A 16057-nucleotide genomic window follows, 5' to 3' on the forward strand; every position below is an offset into this window, starting at 1 on the left:
CGAAAGGACGATGCATTAGGCAGCGTCTTTCTTCTTGGCTTTGCCTTTGTCCTCAGAATTGCCACGAGTCGGTTTTTTTGGCAATTTAGCTTTTTGTTCTTCGGTCAACATCGAGATCGCTTTCTTTTCAAGCTCTGCTTGCGCCTTCCGAAGTTTGACGAACGCGGCAATTTGATCGGTACTCAAACCGGATGCGTCATCAATGGCAGCCATTAATTCTTTTCCGGTCTTACCAGTTTCGCGAGCCGCTTTCAGAGCTTCCATTCGTGCTTTGATCACGGCAGGAGTAATCCCAGCGGATTCGCGAATCGACTTCGCCTGGACGTCGGCTGACTTCGCCAATTCAGTAATCTTGGCTTCTTGGTCAGCGGTCAAACCGACTGGTTCGAGCATTTTTAGAATGTCGATGACCATCGAGCTGACACCGTCGCTCTTCTTTTTACTTTTCTGTCGTTCTTGGGCAACAGCGGGAACTGCGATCAAGGCAACAAGAGCAAGGGTGGCGATCATTTTCAACTTCATGAGAATCTCTCTGCAACGTGGGGGGAATTTGAATGTTCCGTACAAAGGAATGCGACAATCGCAATCCAGGTAATTCGGAGTCCAGAAACTCTCTCCCGCAGCGACTCCAGTTGGACAGGAAAATTGCAAAATATTTGAAACTCGGTTGGTTCGGCTGATTTTGGAGAAAAGACGATTCTCCATGTCCAATTTTCGATTGACCGGGAGAGAGTGAGATAGAACTCAAGTATTCACTCCCCATTCCAACACGGAACAAATCCCGATGCAGCGTCGTCAATTCATCGCAGCAGCAGCAGCCATTGGTGCTGTTTCCACTGTTTCGCCGTCTTCGGCTTTTGGTTTGAACGAAACTGCAGGAAAACGAATTCCACTCGGACTTGACGGGCATTCGATGCGATCCATGCGGTGGAAAAAGTGGAAGGCAACTCAGTTGATCGAATTCGCCGCTGACCAAACACTCGATGCGGCACTCTTCAACGGCCTGCACTATTTCGAGAGCCTTGAAGCGAGCTATCTGAAGGGCCTCAAGGACCTGGCCGACCGTCATGAAATGAAGCTCTACACCGGCGCAGGAGCGATTGCGAACAACGGCAAGCAATTCAAAGACACATGGGGCACCGCCGAAGAGCTACTGACCACGGGAATTCGTGTCGCCAAAACACTCGGCTCGCCCGTCGTCAACGTGAGAATCGGAAGCATCGACGACCGCTTTCTGGACGGTGGAATCCAGCCACGAATTGACGAAGCGGTTCGTGTGCTGAAGGCATCCAGTTCAAGAGCGAGAGACGCTTGCATCAAATTCGGCTTTGAAAACCACGCAGCCGATCTTCGCAGCGAAGAGCTTGTCACGTTGGTCGAAGAAGTTGGAACCGACGTTTGTGGCGTGATGCTTGATCCCGGCAACGGGTTGTGGGCGATGGAAGACCCGATGAAGCACCTGGAAACACTCGCCCCTTACACGGTGTGCAACAGCATTCGCGACTACACCGTGTGGCCCAGTGAAGATGGAGCCACGTTTCAATGGATGGCGGTCGGTGAAGGCATGATGGACGTGCCGAATTATGTCGACACGCTCGCCAGTGCGAATCCCGGTATGCCGATTTTCGTCGAGTCCATCTCGAATTCGGCGCGGCCGATTCCCTACCTGACCAGGGAGTATTGGAAAGCCTATCCAAACCTTGACGCATCCCAAATCATCGACTTCCTGAAGTTGGTTCGCAAAGGCAAGCCAGCCAGGATTGATAAGCCCGCCAAAGGCCAGGACGAGAAGACCTTCGATCAAGAACATGAGCGTAACGAGTTCCTAAGAAGCATCGCTTATCTGCGTGAACACTGCAGAGCAGGGTTGAAAACCTGATCGCGTAAGAACGCCATCTTTTTTCCCCGCCGATCGCGGCGGAGAGGAGGAAGTTGGAGGTCAAGTTGAAGTTATCATCCACGTCCAAGTCACTTATCCCTGACAGAAATCCAAATGCAAACGCAAACAACTTTATGGCAGCCACGGATGTCTCGACTGTCCATCGCATTGGTCGCGGTATCCATTCTGCTCGCACCGAGGTCTGTTTTGGCCGATGTCGAATTCGATTCCGCGATTGAAGTTCGCGGCACAGGAAATTGATCGCGCGGTGGCAGAGATGCAGCGGACAGATTTGACGGTGACCTTGACCGTCAAGTCCGACAATAAGTTGGCGGAAGCATTTGAAATTCGAGTGGCTGCACCGAACCGTGTCGAGGTGATCGGTTCGGATGCGACCGGCGCAATGTACGGCGGTATTGAAGTGGCCGAGTACTTGAAATTGGGTCTTCCTATCGCGAACGTGATTCGCAAGCCATTCGTGGCGAAGCGCGGGATCAAATTCAATATCCCGCTGGATGCGCGGAGCCCTTCCTACGACGACTCAGGGGACGCTGCAAATGAGAATATCGAACACATGTGGGACTTTGAAGGGTTCTGGAAGCCGTATCTCGATGATCTGGCTCGCTACCGCTACAACGTTTTGAGCCTGTGGACCTGCCACCCTTATCCGCACATGGTCAAAACGCCTGGCTATGAACAAGCCATTGAGCATGATGTCTATAAAGTGCGCGATGGCGTTTTGAAGCATGATTCCAAAGGCAAGTTCATCGCCAGAATTTTCGACCCCAATGACGACGAATGGGAAGAAGGTTACCTGGATTCAAACCAGGACGGAGTCGTCGACACCAAAGACGATACGCTCGAGTTGGTGAAGCGAATGACGATCGACGAGAAGATCGCGCACTGGAAAAAGGTTTTCAAGCATGCCGGCGATCGTGGCATTCAGATCACCCTGTTTCACTGGAACGTATTCACCTACGGTGCCACTGGAAAGCACGGAATCACCACCGATCAAACTGATCCGGACACGATCGCCTATCTCCGCGCAGCCGTGAAAGAACTGGTGCTGAACTATCCGTCGATTACGGCCATTGGTGTTGCCGCGGGAGAGAATGACAACAAATTTCTAAAGGGCGATGATTCCACCGAGGCGTACATCTTCAAGACGTATGGACTTGGCGTGATGGACGCGAAGGCTGATCCACGTTGGGACAAGAATCGGGAGGTGCGATTCATCTTCCGTAATCACAGCACCAAATGCGACGATGTCCAGGAACAGTTCGCCTCAAAGTATGACGGGTCGGTTGATGTTGAAATTAAGTACTGTGTGGGTCGCCTCTATTCCTCAAGAAGACCCCTGGAGTGGGAGTCTCGCGCGAACAAAGGCGGCTGGCTGGAACGTGGATACAAAGTCTGGATGAACATCCGCAACGACGACATTTTCATGCACCGTTGGGGCAGCCCCGACTACGTTCGCCAATTCATTCGTGAGATGCCGCTTGATGAATCTCCCGGTTTCATGATGGGATCGGATGGCTACGTTTGGGGACGCGTGTTCTATTCCACGATTCCGAATTTGCAGAATCAGCTGGAGATCGACAAGCATTGGTACAACTTTCGATTATGGGGCGAACTCGCTTACAACAACGAACTTGGCGACGAGTATTGGGCGGCAACCTTGAAGCATCGTTTCGGCTTGAATGATCGCTCTGCAAAGCTGCTTCACGATACCTGGCAGACGGTTTCCGAAGTGGTTCCGCAGATCAATCGAGCTGTCTACGAGGGCACCGATGCTTCATTCGCGCCGGAAGGCTGCATGACGGGGTTAGCATCGGCCACCGGATTCTTGACGATTCCGCTGTACTACTACGGCGAGGGGCCGCCAGTTTATCGTCGTAAGCCAATGCAATTGAGAAAGAGTCCGCCCGGAGACGAGGTGCAGTGTGTCTCCGTGCCCGATTGGGGTAGCGCTTATCTGGCCGGCAAGCTCGATCAGTTCGGCAGTGACCTGCTGACTCCACTTCAGGTGGCCGACAAATTGGACTCTTATGCCGATGCAGTACACGCCGCGCTTCCGAAGTTGCAAGCAGAGCCTGGCGACAACGTCGAACTGCGAGATCTGTTGTGGGACCTGGAGAGCATGGCTTTGCTTGGCAGTTACTACGCCGACAAACAACGCTGTGCCGCGAAGTACTGGGTATATCGCGAGTCCGGCTTCGCGGACGAGTACAAGAGTCTTCATGACGAAGCGATCGTCCACATCCAGGATGCGCAACGCCATTGGGAGGCATACGCGGCAGTTCTTGATAAGCACTACCAGCCGCAATTAATGTCGCGAACACATTTCCTGGACTGGAACAGCACTCTCAACAATGGAACGCAAATCCAAGCCGCGCATTTCGGCGTTAAACGGGAGACGAAGGACATCGCTGAAAAAAGCTATCGGAAGAAATCGACGACTCGAGAGAAGAACAATGAAAAGAAGAAATAGAGTGTACTCACGGTCCATAGAAGGCCAGTCAAACTCCGAAGGCTTCCAAGCCCGCCGTCAAAATGACTGCACGCGTGTCTGGCTTGGTGACTCATGTGGGCGTGTCCTGAGCGCGATAGCAGTTGCGCGAACACTGCGGCCGCCGCGGATCCAATGGCCGATTTGCATGCCCAGGTTACGGGCGATTTGGTCGCCCCAAAACAACTCGGCTCGGTCACTCTCAACTGCAGTCGGTTGGACAAACCTCAGCATCAACGTTGATCCCCGAACTCGTACTGGACGGGGGGCCTGTTTTGAGTAGATGGGCCGCGAAAAAATTTGGCCTTCCGCTATCGCCCAGTAGCCGACTCCGGGTTATCTAGAGCTTCCCCCGGTCGTTGAAACCGGTGGCAGTTAAAAACTAGCGTCCAATTTGATTCGGTTTGGACATCGAAGCGAGTTTAGTATTAACCGAACTCGGTACGGCCGATGTAACCGATGCATTTCTGTTGTCTAGAATAGAGGCTGGGCAAAGGCATCTAATCTTCCCATGGAAAATTTGCAATCCACCGTCTTCAGAACGTTTGGCTGCGGAGTGTCACCAATATAGAATTCGCCTGCCAGGAACTAGAACATATTTCGGCTCCAAAGCGGCAATACAATTTCCTTACTTTTGCCATTTTACCGTAAACAGCATTCTCAAAAAAATTTTGCCATGTCATCAACATTGGACTCAAATATGGCTTTAATTGCCCATTCTGGTCGCGTTTTGGCCTGTCTGCTGACGCAGTGGACACTTGCTTAGACGAAGTGAAACCATAGGTCACGAATTCGCGACTGCAGGCTACCGATCAAACGATTTTCCCAAGAGTATCCCTCAGGATTGGGGGGCGTCTGGCTCGGTGATAAAGTCATCGATGCCTGTTTCGAAACAACTCTGGTGATCGCCTTTCAATGCATTGGCAGTTAAAGCAAAAATTGGAACTCTGCGTGCAAGTTTTCCGGACTTATCCCTATCCGGATTGGGCGTGGCGAGGAGAAATCATCGTTATCGGCATTTCGCAATCCGTCAGCATTAAAACAAATTTTTCATGCTTGACTGTGGAAAGCGGCTCGTCACCATATACTTTCCCCTTAAGGCCGCTCCAATGCAATAATGTTCGTGGGCAAATTTCATAAACCCATTGCCTTCATTTTCTTCACTACACAAAAATTCTTCGAAACTTTTCTCTTCGAATGGTTTTCTACTGTTAAACCTTTATAAAATACTAAATGCCACACTAATTCACAAACACGATTTTTTGTTGAATTATGCGGTGACTTATTTGGCAACTATGAGATGCATATCGCGTCTAAGCATTATCCCTCTTCTGCCGTAAGATTCTTGTCTCACGATGGGTTGGTTCTAAGCCAATCAACATGTGTAACGGTCTGCTAGCCAGTTTCGTTTTAAATGATCGAGTACTCAATACTCGCGAAAACTTCTGGTTATCGGGAGTTTTGCCCCGTCCATAATTCATTGAATGTAAATCCGTCTCCCAATTCTTGTTTTTAAAATAGGACTTTTTCTCATGAGATCTCGAATTCAGAAACCAGGTTTCACATTAGTGGAATTGCTGGTGGTTATCGCAATCATTGGAGTGTTAGTCGGTTTGCTTTTGCCGGCTGTTCAGGCTGCTCGCGAAGCAGCTCGGCGAATGAGTTGCAGCAACAATTTCAAGCAAATTGGGCTTGGAATCCACAACTATCATTCTGCCTACAACATGATCCCCAAACACGGTACCGGGACACCGAACAAGGGAGGAACGCCGGAAGGCAATACCGTTGCCAATGCACCGGGTTCCAGCAGCCGTTTAGAGGCGAGTTGGCTTGTCGGCCTGACCCCGTTCATAGAACAGCAGGCTCTTTGGGAGCAAATCAGCAACCCTTACCAAGACCCTACTTCGGGAGCGAAATTTCCTTCGATGGGGCCAAACCCGCGGCGTTCGATCGCTCACCATGCCACAACTCGCTACGAGCCTTGGCTCACCGAGATTGCAAGTTTCCGTTGCCCCAGCGATCCCGGCACAGGATTGCCTGCGCAAGGACGAACGAACTACTCATGTGCCATTGGAGATTCGACGAATCAAATTAACGGCGGCATCGACGACGCTGGCAACGAAACTACGACGTCAGCGATCGAGCGATCTGCATCTTGCCGTGGTTTCTTCATTCCACGTGTTCCAACGTCGTTTCGAGACGTACTCGATGGATTGTCCAATACGATTTGTGCGGCAGAAATTGCAAGCGATTTAGGTGACAGCGACGTACGAACTCGGGGTGCTTTATCAACCACGGGAAATGTTCGCGTCGCAGGTGGGGTTCAAACATGTGACGTGCACGTTGACCCCGCTCGACCTCTATTCTGGGCAGCAACCGCAACGTTTGTGCCTCTAGCAGGCGGTGGTACCGAACCCGAGCAACGCCGTGGTTACAAATGGGCGATGTCGCGTGGGATTTGGGGCAACGTTACGACGATCAGTCCACCGAACAGTCTTGTTTGCATGGAAAGCAACAATTTCAACTATGGAATCCTACCTCCTAGCAGTCGTCATCAAGGCGGATGCCATGTGTTGATGGGTGACGGCGCCGTCAAGTTTGTAACCGACTCAATCGAAGCGGGAAATCAAGCAAGCGCGCAAGTCTCGACCGCTGCACCTTACCTGTTGCCAGGCAACAAGAGCCCCTTTGGTCTATGGGGAGCCTTGGGAACACGCGCATCGAAAGAAACTGAGGCGACTCTGGAGTAATCAGGGTTTCGTAAACTATCTCCAATCAAACACGGTGCGGAAGGTCTTTCTGCACCGTGTTTATTCGTACAACCAAACAAGGATATGAAATGAATCGACTGTTAAGTTTTGCACTACCGTTAGTCGCCTTAACGCTGCTCATTGGCTGCGGCGGAAGCAACGCGACAGCTCCGATGGCCGAGCAAGATGAGCTAGCGAAATACGCAGCGGAAAACCCTGCTCCTCCGGAAACGCCAGTGGATTGATCCAGTTCTGAGCGATCTGCAAATGCAGCTCGTCTCAAAGAAAATGTTCTGTTTGCCCATGGATGAAAGAATTCACCCTTTCAACCATGGGCTTTTTTTGTGAGTGGTGCTACAGCTTGAGGACCACTTTAATGCATCCGTTTAAGCGGGCTTCGAACGTTTTGTTCCGTGCGGGCATATCTTCGAGTTTTGCACGATGGGTGATTGCAATAAAGAGACTGAAACCATCGTACAAAATCTGCTTAAGTAGCGGTTCCATGTAACGCTGCATTGGTACACGGGGATGCACTTCGCGGATCGACTGGAAGACAACGCATTGGCGGAACAAGCTAAAGCCTCATTGAGTTGTGCTACCCTTTTTCCCTGTCGCCAAGGTGCAAACACGAAATGCGGCTTCAATTTAGTTTGTGTCTTCAAACGGCCAGTCTGGTCGCGTTTTTAAAATTTTTATTGGAGCAGTCAGCCCAAGTTCAGTTTGGCAGTTGTCCCCTACTCAATCCAAATATCGATTTGTGAAGATGCAGGTTCCCAGATTTTGCACGATTAAACATTCCTTGGAAATAGGCTGCTGGTTGACGAGCCGGTTGGTTGAATTCATTCCTTCTTTCAAAGAGGTATCCAGTCATGACCGATGCAAGACGTAGCGATATCGCTGCCATTCTTTCACGAGCGTTGACTCGCCGCGGGACAGATGCAGAGGAACCTGCGACCCGATGTGCGATCTATTTTTGAAGTCCCAGGATTCGTGCAACTAAACACTCTTCAGATCAATCCACTAAGATTTACTGTCGGCTGAAAATGACTGAGTGGGGGCAGGAACTCCGGATCTGGTCTTAAAGTCCGGTTCGCTTCGACAATTTCGGAGAGATAACCTTCTGCCCTGAACCCAAATGAAGAGGGGCTCAACGAGTCTATGACAAAACTTTCTGCCAAAAGACAACTTGTCACTGAGGGTTTGGCTCGGATAGTCACGAAAAAGTTCCCTGAGGCGGACTCGAACCACGAATGCAATGTTAACAGCTGAAGCAAAACTCTGATCTGTGTGCAGCGTACTTCGGAGAGCCACGCCTAGTGGACTTAGCAAGTTGGGATAATTGCATAACGACAACTGGCGGGGGATAAGAGCGAAGAAACTTCCCTAAAGAATCCTAGCTCAACCACTCTCAACTGCAGTCGGTTGGACAAATCTCAGCATCAACGTTGATCCCCGAACTCGTATCGGTCTGCACGACCTCTGCGATTTTCACGTTTTGGCTAATCTGTTCCAGTGGTTCGACTGTCTCGTCGGCCGCACCGTCGCCGCAATGCAGGGAGCTCTCCTTTTTGTGACAGATCTTCCCGCGATGCCCAAACGCGATCGAGTGAGCTTCAGGGAGCTTCAACGCAACAAGAGGCGTTACCCATGCTGAGCGAAAATCTGCTCCGTTCGATGAAACCGACGCAAGTTTCAGTGATGTCGAATTTGCGTCCGCCCAACGGACCACCGCAGAATGAGATTTTCTGCTCACGCACAAAGGACACCCCCTCATTTGCAGTTCGCGGTCACGCGAAAGGACTTTGGTTTTCGACCGATGAACGCAGCGCATCTTTGCCGCTGAAGTATTGACCAACTTTGTATCGGTTGTCGAATTCAGGCATGTAGGTCGTTCATTGTGATCACGCCTAGCTATCCGGCATGGATATTGCTCGCCCGCTATCACTTACACCGTTTGCCGCGTACTTTCGACATTGTCCTGAAACACAATACAGCGTTATCGATCCTTGTCGCCAGCGTTCTGGCAATGACTGCGCCTCTAATCATTCATGGTCAAGAGCCTCCGACTCGGTTTGATGATGATCAATTGGATCGTCAAACCGCCAATGAAAACAATGTCCGAGTCACCGCCGAACTTGCTGCCCACAAGCAAACGATTTCGCGGTTGGAGACAAAGATTGACAGGCTTCTATCGCAGCCTTCGGAGTTTTCTGCGGTCGAGGTGCAAATCATCGACGAACGGGCAGAACTATTGAGCGACTTCGAAGTGCGGCTAACTTCTATAGGCGATGTTCAGGCCGCCGAAGCATCCGGTACTAGCAACGGCGACGGGATCGGTCTCGCACGAGATCTTCCCTATGGACACTACTGGATGACTGTGAGCGGAAAAGGTTGGTACGTTCGTAATCGCGTGACAGTGGAAGTGGGCAGCCCACTTAATTTGATTGTCGTCGCAACCACGTCCGACCAACTTGGCGAGTTGGTGCTGCAAGCATCGCTTTAGAGCGATTTCACATTTGGCGGGTGGGAGATCAAAGGGCAGCATGGCTGGTGGACTCGAATCGTTCCAGAACCAAAGAAGTTACGAGAGGTTTCCGACAATTGGAAAACGTTTCCTACGGTCTCCGATGGTATTGAAGTCGTGGCTGTGGTGGTGGAAATCGCGATCACAAGACGTCTAGAACAACCGGACGGCGGTCACTTGACGTGGCAGTGGCGGCGAGCTTCGGCTGACGAGCAACCACCCTTCGTAAAGGGGCTTGTCCTGTCTGACGGAATCGTACGGCCGCTTATGAAGGTGTCTGAGTAAAGTAGCCAGATCGGTCAACAAGCAGAGCGATTTCAAGACCTCGCTCCCGATGAGAAGAACGATGAAGTTAAGATTGAGCGTTCATCAAATCAAGAACGACTTGGCTATCAAATCTTGACGTTGTGAAGAGTGTATCACAGCCGAGCAGGCATCCAATTGCCCACAGGTAAGTTTAAACTGTCAATCGATACCCTCTACGGCCTTCCCACTCGCGATGTAGTGAAAACGATCAACGAGAAAGCTGAGACACACGCTGAGAAGATTTGGCTTCGCGGAGTCGTGTCTAGCGAATCAATGGTTTGGTTGTCACTTCTGTTGGGCGACTCCTGGGATGATTCGGGCCGCCTCGCCAAAGATGTCGACATCTCACTGAACGATTGCAAAGGGGTTACCGTCGGCACTGGCGAATCTATTGAATCGCATCTGCTCTCTGAGACTCCTTAGGTCTGATCGCAATAATCCGCAGCCTCAAGGTAGGTAGTCTAATAATTGTCGAACGATCAAAGTGCTGATGAAAAAACTGCGGCTATTGCAAGTTGATTCCAGTGAAAAAGTGCATTCTGCCGACCACAGCGAGCATTGAACAAGAAAATTCGATTGTGGTGGCTCCAATTTGGTGGCCTACTTAACCGATGTGGCTTGCTTCGAGCGATTTAAATGCGGACATATCAGAAAAACTCTTGGTCGGACCAGCCGAATGTACGAAAGCAGTGTCGCACCAAGTAACGTTAGCATGTACGGACGCGAGTATCGAACTCCGCCATCACGCTTTGGTGGCCGACACCGGTTGGTGCGGTTTCATCAAGCGGGCGTTTCTCCAGAGCGTTTGCTTGACACCTGTTGATTAATAGGTGAACTGCTTAGAGCTGGAACGAGAGATATTTGGGCCTGTACGTATGTCCGGTGACCGGCTCTGCGGCTTCACTCGGCGACAGGTACCGGTTCATTGTCAGCTGATTCGCCATCAAGGTTCATTTCCGAAATCCTTGACGAGTTTAGATATAAAAAATGCGAGGGTAGGAGTCTGCCTTCTTCAAACTTGTGACTCACCTTAAAAAAGCCTCGGTGATCCAGAAAGAGAGGATGACCGAGGCATAGCAGTTTAATCAGTTGTAATGTTTTCAACTTATTACTTGTCCGAGGGCAACAAGACCGAATCGATTACGTGGATCACTCCATTGGATGCTTTGATGTCGGTTTTGACGACCTTCGACTTATTAACCATCACTCCGTCGCTACCAGTGCTGATTTTGACCGACTGGCCTTGCACAGTTTTGGCCTCGTCCAGCTTGACGACGTCCGCAGCCATCACATTGCCCGACACGACGTGGTACTTCAGAATTGATATCAACTTGTCTTTGTTCTCAGGCTTCAGCAGTGACTCGACCGTTCCCTTAGGCAGTTTGTTGAACGCTTCGTTTGTCGGTGCGAATACGGTGAAGGGTCCTTTGCCGCTAAGTGTTTCCACTAGCCCCGCCGCTTTCACGGCAGCGACAAGGGTGCTGAAGTCTTGGTTTCCGGCAGCGATATCAACGATCGACTTGCCAGCTGGAGAATCAGCTTCTTTAGCGAAACTGAAACAAGGGACGGTCATCACAGCTACGACGGCAAACATTGCAACGAAATTTCTCATCTTACGATTCTCTCAAACTTAATTTTGTTTTCGACCCAACACGAAAGTGCCAACAAATGTACCCGAGCCAAAGGCAGCGGGGGCAGCGCGACAACACTGTCGCAGCACGAATCGAATTGGATTCAGAAATAAACAGAGGCACACGGATCTCTGATTCGCGAACCCGCAAATAGCGAAGTCTGCTGCCGGCTAGCAGAGTACGTCCTTTGCACGGAAAGATGTTAGAGGTGCGTCAATGGCTTTTTAGAAGAAATGTCGTTTTCTACTGGTCAGGCGACAAGGATTACCGCTGGCTCAATTAGGTCGCTTGTCAGGGCAACTCATTGTTTCGATCTGGACATAAATTTATTTTGAGCGTCTGGCATATTGGCTAAGGTGAATAAGGCGGATGCGACCGCCTTGTTACCTGCGTCGCGAAGAAGCATCAACTCGCCATCATCACGTCACGCACCCAGTGGACTCGATTCAGATATGGAAGACGCTCTACATTAGCTCGATCGGGTTCTAGGCTGGTGATCGTGTCCAATCTCACCAGGCTCGGAGCACTGCTGAGCCTCGAACGCGATCCGACGTTTGTACTCCTCTGTAAAGCGACGACGGGTCGCTTTCTCAGCCACCTCAGGATTTTTCTTAACTTTTGTGTCGGCGTTTTCGGTCATGTAAACTCTCCGTGCCCTCTACTTTGAAAACTTCAAAGTTGTCTCACTCATGTTGGCACAGAGGGTCAGCACCAAGGAGGCTCAGTGGGTAGATAAAAACCCTGCCCCTGAAGAGGTCCCACTGGAGGGAACTTCACAGTAGACATCGTGCAACCTTTGTCATTTTGCAAACGCCGTTGGCATGATTGCCAGCGGCGTTTTTTATATTCGAGCAAGCTTGACGTTCTCTACCCTAAGAACACATCCGTACCAGGTTGGAACGGGTCCCGCACTCCCAACGTGAATGCTGATGTTGGCTTGTTCGAGCTCGAAATTGGCCGAGTCTTATTGCCCATTGCTCTTCGAAAGTTACGTGGCTTCTAAGTCACTGAAATTTCACACCGAACCTTAGTCGCTGTTTCATATGGCAGTTCTGCGATAATCGGAACAGCTTCCGCCCCTGGCACCATGTTGAAGACTCTGTCCGTGGGGCTGTCTTTGATCATTAGCGGGATATTGCACTGAACAACAACAGTGCCGCCTGGTTTGTCAATCTCAATGCGATATTGAGAAACTTGCCGAACTTCCTCTCCAGTCGGCGAGAGGATTGGGACAACCAAACGAGCGGGGCTTTCGCTACTCGTGACACTGGGTCTCTCAGCGGAAATCGTCACCTTGTCGCTGCCGAACTGATAGGTCAAGTCGTAGTCTGCAGATTCGCCAGGAACCGCGTTTCGGTGTTCGTCTTGCAGTGTGGTCTTAACGGCGAACAATATCTGTGTGCCATCATCCTTGTACTGAACGTCCGCTTTTAGATCGTACAGATTCGTGAACCAAACATCATCTTTGTGTGTTTCGATTCGCGGAGTCAGCGCGAAGTCATCGCCTGGATTTGGCTGCATGTTCAGCGGTTCAACCAAGATGTATCGAGCCATGCTGCCGGCGAGCAACGTGCCGACTTTGTTGTGATACAGAACCGACAGCGATCCGCCGGTTGGCTGTTGCAAATGGTCGACAGACTTTGTTTTGTAGATTGAATCATAGGCCGAGATGGTTCCACGCCATGGCCCCTTTGCGGCCAGCCAGACGTCGAGTTCCGAAAAGTGTTTGACGCCCGCAGCCGACTCACGAGGCAACGGCGTCGATTTGTCGACTTTCGGCATCGAGTGCATTTTATCCTGTACTAATGCCATTACTTTGGCATGAGCAAAAGTGTGGTGGATGCACGGTTTGACACCGTGAGAAACGTAGTGTGGTCCGCCGTGGATCAGCCCGTCTGCGGTACACCGCTGCAAAAGTTCCGCATTTTTGATTGCGGCGGTTCCGAATGCCGGGTTATAGCCAGCCATCAAGCTGAACGCCGGCTGGCAACCGTCTGAGGTGCGACTGCCCCAATAACACCATTTCTGCGAACGCGTGCCCCAACTGTTGTCCCATGCACCGTCGGGCAACATGAATTCCAAGTGCCCGTTCAATGACTCGGTCAGCAAGTTCAATAATTCGGTGTCCTTGACCTCCAACGCATACAGCACGACGCCGTTGAGTGATTCCTCGACGTTGTACCCCAGGTCGACTGGCAACAACCCGCGACCGCTGCGGTTGTTATTCGGTTTGCCTTCGCCCCACAGCAGCTTGTTCGGCTCGGTGAAGAACTCTTTCAGTCGCTTTGCGAATTGCTCGCTTCGATCAATATATTTTTGTTTCCCTAGCAGTCGGCCAAACAGATGGAACCCATAAACGCCGGTCATCCCATAATTTAGATTCGTAAAGTCGATTGTCTTGAAGTCGCGATACAGATAGCCACCGGCCGCTTCGTCCAGTCGCCGTGTCCACGCGGCGCGGCGTTCTTTATCGAGCACTTCGCCGTGATAGTGCAGAGCTTCGGCAAGTGCGATCGCACCGAAGATCGTCGTTCCTCGCCACGCTTTCGGGTCAATGTCATTCGTCCAACTGCCGTCCGGTTGGCTTACGTTGTGCTCGGCCCAGTCGTAGACATCTATTGCGGCATTGAGATACTTCTTGTCCCCGGTCACATGCGCCATGTGCAAGAACGGATACAACGCGTCGGAACACCGGCCATGAATGTGGCTGCATGCCGGACACGCCAAAGCACCGTGAAGTCTAGGGTTGCCTGGGTCATTGATCTGACGCCGGATCATACCGTCACACCAATCGGTTAGCAGACTCTTGGTCATCGCGTCAAACTGACTACCTTTCGCTTCGCCCGCCAGACTGGTGCGACTCGATAAAAGTAGCTGGGTTGATACCGCAAATCCCACGCTAGCTGACGAAAGCGTGCCGATGAAATTCCTGCGATCCATATTGTCTCTCTCGTGGTAAGAGTTAGCGTGTGAATCAATTCGTATAAACGCTCGTCCCCAGGCTCCGCCTTTAGGGACGCACTGCTGTCGAGGCTCCCGCCTCGACAAGTTCCCGTACTACAGGCGGGAGTCGAAGGACTCGAAGTGGAGTTCACCGAGTCGTTTCCTATTTTTTGCCAATCCATTGGTCGATCAGACGCGAAAGCTTCGTGACTTTCGCTTTGTCCTTCGATGACAAATCGTGGCGATCGTCGGGATCGCTCTTGAGGTCATACAGCTCGTTTCCGTCGGGCCGGGCAATCAATTTATCCCATCCATCGATGACGACACGCGCCTTCACACCACTCTGCAAATCGTCGAGTTGGTCGAGATCACTGTCGTGTTCGTAGACGTCAACAAACACGCGGTTACGGTCTTTCAGCCGTTCAGGTTCACGCAGATCAAGTCCACTCATCGCCGGTGGCGGTTCGATACCACAGGCACGCAAGATGGTCGGCGCGATATCGATATTACTGGCCAATGTTTCGGTATCACGTTGAGGCTGAATCGATCCTTCATGGGTGATGAATATCGGGGTGCGGATACCGGCTTCGACCGGATACTGTTTGGAGCGAATACTGGCGTTAATCTTGTCAGGGTCCTGGACCCATCCGTTGTCACAGGTGTAGACGAAGATCGTATTTTCGTAGAGGTTCTTTTCTTTCAGACAATCGATGATCTGGCCGCAACCTTCGTCCAACCACTCGACATTGGCCCAGTAACGTGCGGTCGGCTCATCGGGTGCGACATCTTTGTACTTATTGAACAGCCGATCGGGGGCATTGTGCGGTGCATGCGGCAGGAAGACGCCGTACCAAATAAAAAATGGTTGACGGTTCGCGTTTGCCTTGTCGACAAATTCATAGATTGGCTTCATCGTTTCTCGACCGATCTTCAATCCGACATCGCCGTGGCGGCCACCACGATTGTGATCACCATGAGTCATCGCGTCGCTGAACCCATGATCCAACGGATTGCCTTCCCACCATTTTCCCGTTTGCAACGTTGCGTAGCCGTGTTGCTGCAAAGCCTTGATGAACGATGGATGGTTCGCCATCGGCGCCGTCATTTGATGACGCAACTTTGTCGACAACGGCTTGTGTTTTGCAGCGTATCGATTGGTCCCCTTTGGCATGACGGGATCATTCCCACGGATCCGAGTCTGATGCGGATACAGTCCCGTGACGATGCTGGCCAACGAGGGCCGGCACAATGGAGAGGTGACATAGCCGCGTTCGTACAGAACTCCGGCTTTAGCCAACTGGTCCAAATTTGGTGTCTGCAGATGTGGATGCCCCATGAATCCGTAGTCTGCCCAGCCTTGGTCGTCACTCAGCAGGAACACGATATTCGGTTGCGCAGCCGATGAAACCTGGGTGGCAAGAGCAATGACCACCAACCCAAGTAGACAAGAAAACCAACTTCGATTATTCAACTCAATCTCCTCAACGGTGTTAAAAATACTAACGGCAATCGTCG

General features: G+C 51.2%; 12 protein-coding genes. 6 read left to right on the forward strand and 6 right to left on the reverse strand.

Features of this window, described 5'->3' with window-relative positions:
* Nucleotides 1-15: 15 nt before the first annotated feature.
* The gene (locus SH528x_RS00935) at nucleotides 16-522 is read right to left on the reverse strand and encodes a hypothetical protein (RefSeq protein ID WP_442508663.1); all 507 of its coding nucleotides are present in this window, start codon (nucleotides 520-522) and stop codon (nucleotides 16-18) included.
* A 262-nt stretch (nucleotides 523-784) separates the two neighbouring features.
* Here SH528x_RS00935 and SH528x_RS00940 point away from each other — a divergent pair, with 262 nt between their 5' ends.
* The 4 genes from SH528x_RS00940 (at nucleotide 785) to SH528x_RS00955 (ending at nucleotide 7383) form a co-directional block, all read left to right on the forward strand.
* Nucleotides 785-1879, forward strand: a complete 1095-nt coding sequence (locus tag SH528x_RS00940; RefSeq protein ID WP_442508664.1) for a sugar phosphate isomerase/epimerase family protein — start codon at nucleotides 785-787, stop codon at nucleotides 1877-1879.
* 214 nt (nucleotides 1880-2093) lie between these two features.
* Nucleotides 2094-4370, forward strand: coding sequence for a hypothetical protein (locus SH528x_RS00945; protein WP_442508665.1), 2277 nt, complete (start codon nucleotides 2094-2096; stop codon nucleotides 4368-4370).
* A gap of 1550 nt (nucleotides 4371-5920) precedes the next feature.
* Nucleotides 5921-7138: a DUF1559 family PulG-like putative transporter gene (locus tag SH528x_RS00950; protein ID WP_442508666.1), complete on the forward strand. Its 1218-nt coding sequence runs from the start codon at nucleotides 5921-5923 to the stop codon at nucleotides 7136-7138.
* Nucleotides 7139-7227: 89 nt separating this feature from the next.
* Complete coding sequence (locus SH528x_RS00955) at nucleotides 7228-7383, forward strand: hypothetical protein (RefSeq protein WP_442508667.1); 156 nt, start codon at nucleotides 7228-7230, stop codon at nucleotides 7381-7383.
* 1163 nt (nucleotides 7384-8546) lie between these two features.
* On the opposite strand, the gene SH528x_RS00960 is transcribed toward SH528x_RS00955, so the two are convergent.
* Complete coding sequence (locus tag SH528x_RS00960) at nucleotides 8547-8765, reverse strand: hypothetical protein (RefSeq protein ID WP_442508668.1); 219 nt, start codon at nucleotides 8763-8765, stop codon at nucleotides 8547-8549.
* A gap of 399 nt (nucleotides 8766-9164) precedes the next feature.
* Here SH528x_RS00960 and SH528x_RS00965 point away from each other — a divergent pair, with 399 nt between their 5' ends.
* Together SH528x_RS00965 and SH528x_RS00970 are read left to right on the forward strand one after the other, a co-directional pair.
* Nucleotides 9165-9641, forward strand: a complete 477-nt coding sequence (locus SH528x_RS00965; protein WP_442508669.1) for a carboxypeptidase-like regulatory domain-containing protein — start codon at nucleotides 9165-9167, stop codon at nucleotides 9639-9641.
* Nucleotides 9642-10076: 435 nt separating this feature from the next.
* Nucleotides 10077-10391: a hypothetical protein gene (locus SH528x_RS00970; RefSeq protein WP_442508670.1), complete on the forward strand. Its 315-nt coding sequence runs from the start codon at nucleotides 10077-10079 to the stop codon at nucleotides 10389-10391.
* A gap of 685 nt (nucleotides 10392-11076) precedes the next feature.
* Here the strand turns inward: SH528x_RS00970 and SH528x_RS00975 are convergent.
* The 4 genes from SH528x_RS00975 to SH528x_RS00990 all read right to left on the reverse strand — a co-directional run bounded on the left by SH528x_RS00975 (nucleotide 11077) and on the right by SH528x_RS00990 (nucleotide 15977).
* A complete protein-coding gene (locus tag SH528x_RS00975) occupies nucleotides 11077-11580 on the reverse strand; it encodes a fasciclin domain-containing protein (protein ID WP_442508671.1) in 504 nt (167 codons plus the stop codon).
* A gap of 488 nt (nucleotides 11581-12068) precedes the next feature.
* A complete protein-coding gene (locus tag SH528x_RS00980; protein ID WP_442508672.1) occupies nucleotides 12069-12239 on the reverse strand; it encodes a hypothetical protein in 171 nt (56 codons plus the stop codon).
* A gap of 359 nt (nucleotides 12240-12598) precedes the next feature.
* Nucleotides 12599-14539: a hypothetical protein gene (locus SH528x_RS00985; RefSeq protein WP_442508673.1), complete on the reverse strand. Its 1941-nt coding sequence runs from the start codon at nucleotides 14537-14539 to the stop codon at nucleotides 12599-12601.
* Nucleotides 14540-14705: 166 nt separating this feature from the next.
* Entirely contained in the window at nucleotides 14706-15977 is a 1272-nt protein-coding gene (locus SH528x_RS00990; protein WP_442512246.1) for a sulfatase-like hydrolase/transferase, read from the reverse strand.
* Between the last annotated feature and the right edge of the window lie 80 nt (nucleotides 15978-16057).

Origin of the sequence: Novipirellula methanifontis (assembly GCF_052161655.1) — a bacterium.
In the GTDB taxonomy this organism is placed as follows: Bacteria; Planctomycetota; Planctomycetia; order Pirellulales; family Pirellulaceae; genus Novipirellula.